Raw genomic sequence first — 2,149 nt, 5'->3', positions numbered from 1 at the left:
CCGGCCCGCCGCAGGGCAGCGTGGATCCGCGGAGCCCCGTAGGCACCGCGAGATCCGGCGTGAAGCACCCGGATCTCGCCCACCAGCACCTCCTCCTTCCTCCGGGACCATCCGTCCCAGTATCAAGCTGTCCGGCCGGCAGGGGGAACTCCGGCCGGCAGGGGGAACCTCACTTCTCCGCCTGGCCCGACAACGGATCAACGTGCTCTTCGCCATGCTCCGCGACGGCACCTTCTACGAACCCAGAACCCCGCGCCTCGCTGGACCAAAGACATAGAGGGACCCCCGCGTCACCCCAGACAGAAAAAGAGGGACGGGACGGGCGGGCGGTAGGGCGTGTGGGCGGGGGATCGGGGCCGTCTGGTGTCTGTTGCGCGTCGGCGGGGCCTCCGCGTCTGCGCGCGATCCTGGCGTACCTCGATCGACAGCTCGCCGACACCGAAACCCTGAGCACCTACCTGCGTCTGCAAGCCGCCGCGGTCCGTCAGGCGCTGGCCGCCGTAGAGAGCCAAGCTCCCGGTGCCCGCCGCCTTGCGCAGGCCGAACAGCAGCCGGCCCTGGAAGCGCCCGCCCGCGGCAGGCGGGTGGCTACCTGGTGGAGAAGTCCTTGCCCTCCCAATCACCCGCTGGGTGCCGGTGTCCACGTGGCCGACTGCACCGTGATCCAACGCGACACCCGCCCGATCAGCGCCGATGAGGCCCGTACCGCGCTGGGCGATGGGAAGTTCTTCCGTGCCTGCGAGTTCTGCGGGCCCGACAGCAATCTGGGGTTCCTCGACTAGCCGTGGCAGAAGCCGGGTCTGTAAATCGAACGGTGTTTCTGGGTTTGTTGGGGGGTTCAGCGGCGGGAGGCGGAGAGCCGCCCGTCGAAGGTGATCTCGAAGGCGTTCAGAGCGGCCTTCCATCGCTGTGACCAGCGTTTGCGTCCCTGTCCGGTCGGGTCGAGGCTCATGATGGCCATGTAGACGCACCTGATCGCGGCCTGCTCGTTCGGGAAGTGCCCGCGGGCCCTGACGGCCTTGCGGATCCGCGCGTTCACCGACTCGATGGCGTTGGTCGTGCAGACAACTCGCCTTATCTCGCTGTCGAATTGGAGGAACGGTACGAACTCGGCCCAGGCGTTCTCCCACAGCCTCACGATCGCCGGATACTTCTTTCCCCAGGCTTCGCAGAATTCGAGGAACCTCTCCTCGGCGATGTCCTGGGTGGCGGCGGTGTAGATGGGCTTGAGCGCGCGTGCGATCTTGTCCCAGTCCTGGCGGGCCGCATAGCGGAACGACGCCCTGATCAGGTGGACGACGCACGTCTGCGTGATCGCCTGAGGCCAGACCGCCTCGATCGCATCCGGCAAGCCCTTGAGCCCGTCACAGACGACCATGCAGACGTCCTCTGTCCCGCGGTTCTTGATCTCGGTCAGCACCTGGAGCCAGTACTTGGCACCTTCGCCGCCGTCACCGGCCCACAATCCGAGGATCTCGCGGGTGCCCTCGACCGCGAGCACGACGTAGATCGGACGGTTGGCGACCTTGCCGTCCCGCAGCTTCACGTGCACGCAATCGATGAACAAGACCGGATAAACCGGGCGGTTTCCATCGGTGATTGCGACTCCTGGAAGGAGTCCGTCTGATGCCGAAGTATCCACTGAATCGCTTGCCTCTGTCGGTGCCGAAGCAGTACTTCGAACTGCGTAGAGGTGGCCTGAAAGGGGCAGGCGCTGCCCGCCATGTGGGCGTATCGACGAGCTGCGGGTCGGTGTGGTTCATCAAGGCTGGACGCATGCTGCTGCCCGACAAGCCCATCAACGAACGCTACATGACCCAGGACGACCGGATCGCGATCGCCCAGGGCCTGCTCGCCGGCCGCACGGCTTCGGCGATCGCCCGGGAGATTGGCAAACACCGCTCCACCGTCTACCGGGAGATTTCCCACAGCCGCGGTCCCGACGGCACCTACAACCCCTGGTGGTCACACAACCAGGCGATCCTGCGCCGGAACCGACCGAAGCCGGAGAAATTCCGTGCGAAACCTCAGCTGCGTGACTTCGTCAACGACAAACTCAAAGAGCACTGGTCACCGCAGCAGATCACCCGGTACCTGGCCCGCACCCGGCCCGGACAGGATGCGATGAACGCCTGCCCGGATACCATCT

The 2,149-nt window shown here is 65.9% G+C and carries 3 protein-coding genes and 1 pseudogene; 2 read left to right on the top strand and 2 right to left on the bottom strand.

What is annotated here, in order from left to right:
- A partial coding sequence (locus AB0N17_RS46290; protein WP_366017676.1) for an IS3 family transposase occupies window positions 1–89 on the bottom strand: 89 nt, incomplete at its 3' end.
- A gap of 249 nt (window positions 90–338) precedes the next feature.
- Between AB0N17_RS46290 and AB0N17_RS46285 the strand changes: the two genes are divergently transcribed.
- Window positions 339–782: a DUF6233 domain-containing protein gene (locus AB0N17_RS46285; protein ID WP_366017675.1), complete on the top strand. Its 444-nt coding sequence runs from the start codon at window positions 339–341 to the stop codon at window positions 780–782.
- Between the two features lie 56 nt (window positions 783–838).
- Here AB0N17_RS46285 and AB0N17_RS46280 read toward each other — a convergent pair.
- Window positions 839–1,588: pseudogene (locus AB0N17_RS46280) on the bottom strand (IS256 family transposase); the annotation flags it as partial.
- A 38-nt stretch (window positions 1,589–1,626) separates the two neighbouring features.
- Between AB0N17_RS46280 and AB0N17_RS46275 the strand changes: the two are divergent.
- A partial coding sequence (locus AB0N17_RS46275) for a helix-turn-helix domain-containing protein (RefSeq protein WP_366017673.1) occupies window positions 1,627–2,149 on the top strand: 523 nt, incomplete at its 3' end.

Origin of the sequence: Streptomyces sp. NPDC051133 (genome assembly GCF_040682635.1) — a bacterium.
GTDB lineage: Bacteria > Actinomycetota > Actinomycetes > Streptomycetales > Streptomycetaceae > Streptomyces.
The sequence above is the reverse complement of the archived record's forward strand: the minus strand, read 5'-3'. Positions and strand labels throughout refer to the sequence as shown.